The following is a 7537-nucleotide window of genomic DNA, read 5'->3' on the forward strand; positions in this document are numbered from 1 at the left end:
AAGGCATCCTCCGCCCGATTTCATTGCCGCCGCAGGCGCAGCGTGCGCGCCACCACCAGATTCGTCACCCGCACCGCACCGCGTTGTTTCAGCGTGCGGGCCAACTCATTCAGCGTGGCGCCGCTGGTCATCACATCATCCAGCACCAGCACATGCTGCCCCGTGAAGTCCTCCACCGCACGGAACACGCCGCGCACCGCGCTGCGCCGCTGCTTGCCGCGCAAGCCGACAAATTTCGGCGTATTCACATCGCGGATGATCGCCTGCCGCCGCAAAGGCAAACCACTGACTCGCGCCAGTCGGCGCGCCAGTTCATTCGACTGGTTGAAACCGCGCTCGGCCAGCCGCCGGGCATGCAAGGGCACCGGCACGATGCAATCGACAGTCAGCCCGGCCAATGCGGCATTCAGCTCGCCCCCCAACCAGTCGATCAGGCCAAAGCCCTTGCCATGCTTCAGCGCCAGCACCATTTCGCGCACGGGCTGCGTATAAATGAAGGCCGCGCGCGTGGCGTCGAAGTACGGCAGACGATGCAGGCACTGCCCACAGAGCATGCCCTCAAGAGGCACAGGCAGCGCGCATCTCGCGCACACCTGCCCGGGAAGCCGCACCAGCATTGGCTCACAGGCCAGGCATACAGCAGCATTTCCCGCCACCTCGCCGCACACGAAGCATTCCCGCGTCCACAGCATGGTTATTGTCCATCTGAAGAAATTCCCGATGCGGTTTGACAAGCTTTCCGCCTTTCCCGGATCATTGCCGGCTGAACTCAGAAACAAGGCCGTATTCATGACTTCCTGCTCGACCGTAGAACAAGCCGTTACTTTCCACCGCCCCACCAGTGCAGCCGCAGAAGGCGAGTGGAGCACCGATGCAGTCGCCGAGCTTTTCGCGCTGCCGTTCAACGACCTGATCTATCGTGCCCAGCAGGTGCATCGTAGCCACTTCGACGCCAATGCCGTGCAGCGTTCCACCCTTCTGTCCATCAAGACTGGCGGCTGCTCCGAGGATTGCAGCTACTGCTCGCAATCCAAGCGTTACAAGACCGGCCTCGAATCCGAGCCGCTGATGAGCCTGGATGAAGTGCTGAAAATGGCCCAGGCCGCCAAGGACAAAGGCGCCTCGCGCTTCTGCATGGGTGCTGCCTGGCGCAGCCCCAAGGAAAAGGATCTGGAGCCGGTGCTGGAAATGGTCTCCGAGGTCAAGAAGCTGGGCCTCGAAACCTGCGTCACCCTGGGCATGCTCAAGGATGGTCAGGCCGAACGCCTGAAGGAAGCCGGACTGGATTACTACAACCACAATCTGGACACCGCCCGCGAGTTCTATTCCGAGATCGTCACCACCCACACCATCGATGATCGTCTGGACACCATCGACAAGGTGCGCAAGCAGGGCATCAAGGTCTGCGCCGGCGGCATTGTCGGCCTGGGTGAAAACCGCCGCGCCCGCGCCGTGCTGATCGCCCAGCTCGCCAATCTGAACCCGGCCCCCGAATCCGTGCCGATCAATGGTCTGGTGCCGATCAAGGGCACGCCGCTGGCCGAAGTGCCAGCGCTCGATCCGTTTGAGTTCATCCGCACCATCGCCGTGGCGCGCATCACCATGCCGCAAAGCTATGTGCGCCTGTCAGCGGGCCGTCAGGAGATGAGCGACGAAGTGCAAGCCCTGTGTTATCTGGCCGGAGCCAACTCCATCTTCTCGGGTGATCGTCTGCTCACCACCGACAATCCGGGCGCCGACAGCGACGCCGAGTTGTTCGGCAAGCTGGGCTTGCGCGCATTCTAAGAGGCCGTTCTGGATCTATAGCAGCGGGCCGCGATGTGATAAAAAACGGCGCTCAGCCCTCTACCCCAGCTGCCGAATTTTGAACAGGCGCGGTGGAAGCACACGAACGCGGCCCCGTGCATTGTGGAAACCCTTAGCTGTAGCAATACACCGGTCAGACTCTACAATGTCGCAACAATGACAAACCCGCTCACCCGGCGACAAGCCCAAGAAGCGCACCAATACTGAATCCGCACAGAGATGGCCGCAGCAGGCCCCGTTTTTGCTGCACTCCAGCCTCCACCCTGAACTTCTTTATCAGCCACCATGCCCAGAAACCTCTTGCTTCGCATTGCTTCCTGCCTGCTCCTCCTTGCCTCGCCAGCCGCCTTTGCAGCGACAGGCCCCGCGCTGGCCGGCATTCCGCTGGAATTCTTCATCTTCGCCCTGACCCTGCTGGGCGTCGCACTGTTCCATCACTACACCTTGCAGGTTGCCCTTAGCGGTCTGGCTACCGTCACCATCTACAAACTGATCTTCACCGGCTTCAAGTTTGGTGTCGGCCTCGCCGGTCTGGGCCTGCACCTGCAGCACGAATGGGTCACGCTGGCCAATCTTCTGTGCCTGTTGATGGGTTTCGCCCTGCTCGCCCGCCATTTCGAAAAGAGCCACATCCCGGTAATCCTGCCCAAATACCTGCCGGATGACTGGAAAGGCGGCTTCGTGATGCTGGTGATGGTCTTCGTGCTCTCCAGCTTCCTCGACAACATCGCCGCAGCCCTGATCGGTGGCGCCATGGCCCACCAGCTGTTCAAGGGCAAGGTGCACATCGGCTATCTGGCCGCCATCGTCGCAGCCTCGAATGCTGGCGGCTCGGGCAGCGTGGTGGGCGACACCACCACCACCATGATGTGGATCGACGGCGTCTCGCCTGCTGATGTGCTGCACGCATACGTCGCGGCTGGCGTAGCGCTGCTGATCATCGCTTACTTCGGCGCCAAGCAGCAGCACGCCTACTCGCCGATCATCAAGAATGCCAATACCCACACCAGAATCGACTGGGCCCGCGTCGGCATCGTCGCCACGATTCTTGTGCTGGCGATGGGGACCAACATCGTGGTCAACCTCAAGTTTGTCGACATCTCGAACAGCTTCCCCTTTATCGGCGTGGCCGTCTGGGTGGCGATCCTGCTCACCATCCCGGTTCGCCGTCACGACTGGGAATTGATGCCGGAAACCTTCAAGGGCTCGATCTTCCTGCTCTCGCTGGTGGTGATCGCTTCGATGATGCCGGTTGAAGCGCTGCCGCCAGCCTCCTGGATGAGCGCTCTGGGCCTGGGCTTCGTCTCCGCGGTGTTCGACAACATCCCGCTCACCGCACTGGCAATCCGTCAGGGTGGCTTCGACTGGGGCGTACTGGCCTATTGCGTGGGCTTCGGTGGCTCCATGCTGTGGTTTGGCTCCTCGGCTGGCGTGGCGCTGTCCAACATGTATCCGGAAGCTCGCTCGGCCGGCCAATGGCTGCGCCATGGCTGGCACGTGGTGCTGGCCTATGTGGTCGGCTTTGCAGTAATGATGGCCATCGTCGGCTGGAATCCGCATGATCCGCATAAGGTCAGTGCTGAAGTACCGGCGGCAAGCGCCACACACTGAACGGCTGTAATACACTCCGGGCGGGCATCGCGAGATGCCCGCCCTTTTCATTGAATCCTGCGCATGCCAGATCCCCGCGATTTCGAACTCGACCACGCCCTGATCCGCCGCCGTTTCTCTGCTGGCGCGGCCAAGGCACGCGAGGCGGACTTCCTGGCCCGCGAAGTGGCCTCGCGCATGGCCGAGCGGCTGGATTACATCCGCCTGACCCCAAAACGCATCCTCGATCTGGGCTGCGGCCACGGCGCCGATCTGCCGATGCTGGCGCAACGCTATCCGCAGGCACAACGCATCGGCCTGGATTTCGCTCTGCCGCTGCTGGATCTGGCCCGCCCCGAACGTGGCCTGTTTCAACGCCTGCTCGGTCAACACAAAGGCCCGCAGCTGCTCTGCGCCGATGCCAATCAACTCCCGCTGGCACGCGGCACGGTGCAGCTGATCTGGAGCAATCTGCTGCTGAACTGGCTGACCGATCCGCTACCGGCGATCAAGGAATGCCAGCGCGTGCTGGAAGTTGGCGGCCTGTTCATGTTCGCCAGCCTCGGGCCGGACACGCTCAAGGAACTCCGCGCGGCCCTACCGAATCACGCAGGAGATCGCGTGCATCGCTTCATCGACATGCATGACATCGGCGATTGTCTGGTGCAGGCCGGCTTTGCCGACCCGGTGATGGACATGCAGACGATCACCCTGACCTATCCGGACGCCGACGCGCTGCTGCGCGATCTGCGGGCCTCTGCGAGCTGCAATGCTGCGAAGGGTCGCCCAGCGGGCCTCTCCGGCAAGGCAGGCTGGAGAGCCGCGCGCCAGGCTCTTCTACAAGCATCAGTCGATGGCCGCCTGCCCGCCACCATCGAGCTGGTTTTCGGCCACGCCTGGAAACCGGTACCCAAGCAGATCGAGGATGGGCGGGCGGTGATTCAGTTCAAGTCGCGCTAGTCGCGAATCGCTAGTCGCAAGTCGCGAGTCGCAAGTCGCAAGTCGCGAAGGGCACTGGCGTTGGCGTTTTATGCTCGTGCTTATTAATCCGCGTAGGCCAACCAAACGACCGATACCGGGGTTTTTGCGACTCGCGACTCGCGACTCGCGACTTGCGACTCGCGACTCACGGCTCCTCATCCACCCGCACCGCATTGCGCCCGCCTTCCTTGGCCGCGTACATGGCCCGGTCAGCACGCACCAGCAGAGACTCCATCTCCTCCTGCTGCCCGCGGAATACCGCCACGCCGATACTGGACGAGCAATGCCAATCGGCAGGCATCGTGCCATGCAGCTTGTAAGGCACATTCAAAGCCGTGCGCAGCTTCTCGGCAATGCTCAGCACGATCTCCAGTGCGGCTTCACGCTCGGGGTCCACATCCTCGAGCAGCACCACGAACTCGTCGCCGCCAAAGCGCGCCACGGTATCGCCTTCGCGCACATTGGTGGCCAGCCGATCGGCCACCAACTCCAGCAGACGATCACCTTCCGCGTGCCCCAGCTTGTCATTCACCTCCTTGAAGCGATCCAGATCGATGTAGAGCACGGCGCCAAATTTTCCACTGCGCCCGCTCTTGGCAAAGGCATGGCCGAGCCGGTCGGTAAACAGGCGGCGATTGGCCAGGCCGGTGAGCGGATCGTAAAAGGCCAGATTGCTGATCTCGCTCTGATGCTGCACCTGACGACTGATGTCGAAGGATGCGCCGACGTAATGGGTGATGTGTCCGGCCTCGTTTTTCACCGCCGTGATGGTCAGCCACACCGGGTAAATCTGCCCATCCTTGCGCCGGTTCCAGATCTGACCCTGCCAGTAACCATCAGCCAGAATGGTTTCCCACATGGCCGCATAAAAATCATGGTCATGCCGCCCCGAACGCAGGATGCGCAGCGTCTTGCCAACAATTTCCTCCGGTGCATAACCGGTCAGCGCGGTGAAGGACTGATTGATACGAATCACGAAGCCCGCCGCATCGGTCACCACCATGCCCTCGCGTGACTCGAAGGCTACGGCAGCAATCCGCCGCTCCTGCTCGCCGCGCTTGCGCTCCGAAATATTGCGCGACACCCCGCGCAACACCACTCGCCCCGAATCGTCGTCGATGAAAAAACTGCTGACCACCTCCGTACTCACCACCCCGCCGGATTTGCAAGGCTGCTCCAGCTCATCAACGTAGTAATGTTCGGCCGCCACACGCCCGTTCCGAAAGCCTTCAGCCCGCATCCGCACCAGTCGCGGAAAGCTCGCCGCCGTTTCCGGATTGAAAAACTGCCCGAGATCCGCCCCCACGATTTCCTCGGCGCGATAGCCGCGTAAACGCTCCACCGACGGACTGCAGTAAGTGAAGCGCAGACTTTCCACATCCAGCGTCCACACCACGTCCTGCATGGTTTCGGTGAGCGTACGGTACAGCTGCTCGGATCGCTGCAGGCGCTGCTCGGCGTTGCGCCGCTCGGACAAATCCAGAATCACGCCGACCAGACCCAGGGTTTCACCCTGCGGGCCCAGCAAACGATGCGCAGACAGAAACCCCCAGAATTCACTGCCATCGGCCCGCAGATAGCGTCGTTCCAGGTTCAGATCCGGCACCCCGCTGCCCACCAACACTCCCAGACGCTGACGCACCAGCTCGCGCTCATCCGCCGGCACCAGATTCTCGTAAGCACAGCCAATCAAAGCCTCGCGAGCACGCCCGAACATCTCGGCCATGCGTTGATTGGCGCGCGTCACCACCCCACGCGTATCCACCAGCAGAATGCCCGCGCCCGAGGTCTCGAAAGTCGCCTGCAACTCGGCCTGACTCTGACTCAGCAAACGATGCGCTTCCGCCGTTTGTGCCAAGGCCGCCGAAACCTGCACATGGCTATTCAGGAAAATACCCGCGAGCAGCGCCAACAAGGCACTGGCCAGCGCCCCGGCCACCAGAAAACCCCGCCCACGCACGCCATTCATTTCCTTTTCAAACCCTGGCAAGGCGTAAGCACGTAGCGTCCAGGGCTGACCGCCAATGCTCAGTGCCCGACTGGCCAGAAATTCGCTGAACGCTTTAGTAGAAGCCTCTTCGGAGCGGAACATCAGGCAATCCGGATCAGGTGACTCGCTATCGTAAAGTTCCAGACCGATGCGCCCCTGCAGATCCGGGAATTCGCGTGCCAGCAAGCCGGCCACAAGATCTTTCATGCGCAAGGGCGCAAATGCCCAGCCAATCAGACTGGCGCGCCGCTGCTCCACTGTCGCACCACCGTCACCGCCGCGATATACCGGCACAAACAACAAAGCGCCGGCCTGCACATCCTTATCTGTTTCCTGCAGCAATTGCAGCTTTCCCGACAAGGCCGCCTGGCCGCTGTCACGCGCCCGATCCATGGCCTTGCGCCGCACCGCCTCAGTGTGCAGATCGAAGCCAAACGCGCGCTGATTACGCCAGTCCAGAGGCTCCAGATAAATCACCGCCGAATACATGTCGCGTTCGCTGGACGGCAACAAAGCATAGGAGTGGAAACCGAGATCGCGCATGTCGCGCTCGTGCTGGCGAAGATCCGCTGGGGCAATCTTCTGCACAAAACCAATGCCCTGCACCCCCGGGTAACGCGCATCCAGATGCAGTACTGACACATAGCGCTGAAACTCGCTGCGATCGACCTCCTGACTGGCTGCAAACAAAGCCGCCACGCCCCGCAGGAGTTGTCCGGTCGCCAACAAATCGCTATCCAGCTGCTGGGCGACCTTGCTGACCTGCACGTCGAACACAGCCTGCGCCTTGTCGTACGTCTGTTGTTGCGAGCTGTGCCACACCAGCGCAGTGATCAGCACGCCCGCACAGAAAATCACGGCCGGCACCGCCATGCGCAATCGCGCCAGCAAGCGGGGGCCGTGCAATAAAAAGGAAGGCAGCTTGAACATTAATTCAGGCGCAGCGCAGCGCCCGGCAGGGATTCACCAGATTCCAGCCTAGTTGCCCGGCATTTGTTGCGCTACGCAAAAGCCCCAAGAGGGCAAGACCGCTACAATCCACTCTTCCTCCTGCGGCACCGAGCCATGCCCCTGCGCGCCCTTCAAGCCGACATCACCACTCTCGCCGTCGACGCCATCGTCAACGCCGCTAACGCGAGCCTGCTCGGTGGTGGCGGCGTGGATGGCGCC

The 7537-nt window shown here is 61.8% G+C and carries 5 protein-coding genes and 1 pseudogene; 4 read left to right on the plus strand and 2 right to left on the minus strand.

Features of this window, described 5'->3' with window-relative positions; genetic code table 11:
• Positions 1 to 20 precede the first annotated feature (20 nt).
• Complete coding sequence (locus ABXR19_RS15690; RefSeq protein WP_354602086.1) at positions 21 to 791, minus strand: ComF family protein; 771 nt, start codon at positions 789 to 791, stop codon at positions 21 to 23.
• Here ABXR19_RS15690 and bioB point away from each other — a divergent pair.
• From bioB to ABXR19_RS15705, 3 genes are all read left to right on the plus strand, one after another.
• Positions 790 to 1785, plus strand: a complete 996-nt coding sequence (bioB, locus tag ABXR19_RS15695) for a biotin synthase BioB (protein WP_354602087.1) — start codon at positions 790 to 792, stop codon at positions 1783 to 1785. The two genes, ABXR19_RS15690 and bioB, sit on opposite strands and share 2 nt — an antisense overlap.
• A 306-nt stretch (positions 1786 to 2091) precedes the next feature.
• On the plus strand, positions 2092 to 3417 hold the full coding sequence (locus ABXR19_RS15700) for a citrate transporter (protein WP_354602088.1): 1326 nt from the start codon (positions 2092 to 2094) through the stop codon (positions 3415 to 3417).
• A gap of 63 nt (positions 3418 to 3480) precedes the next feature.
• Positions 3481 to 4356 (plus strand): methyltransferase domain-containing protein, encoded by an 876-nt coding sequence (locus ABXR19_RS15705; RefSeq protein ID WP_354602089.1) that lies wholly within the window; start codon positions 3481 to 3483, stop codon positions 4354 to 4356.
• Positions 4357 to 4522: 166 nt separating this feature from the next.
• Here ABXR19_RS15705 and ABXR19_RS15710 read toward each other — a convergent pair whose 3' ends face one another.
• Complete coding sequence (locus ABXR19_RS15710; protein ID WP_354602090.1) at positions 4523 to 7240, minus strand: sensor domain-containing diguanylate cyclase; 2718 nt, start codon at positions 7238 to 7240, stop codon at positions 4523 to 4525.
• A 192-nt stretch (positions 7241 to 7432) separates the two neighbouring features.
• On the opposite strand from ABXR19_RS15710, the pseudogene ABXR19_RS15715 reads away from it, so the two are divergent.
• A pseudogene (locus tag ABXR19_RS15715) lies at positions 7433 to 7537 on the plus strand (O-acetyl-ADP-ribose deacetylase); the annotation flags it as partial.

This window comes from Uliginosibacterium flavum (genome assembly GCF_040566545.1).
GTDB classification, from domain to species: domain Bacteria; phylum Pseudomonadota; class Gammaproteobacteria; order Burkholderiales; family Rhodocyclaceae; genus Uliginosibacterium; species Uliginosibacterium flavum.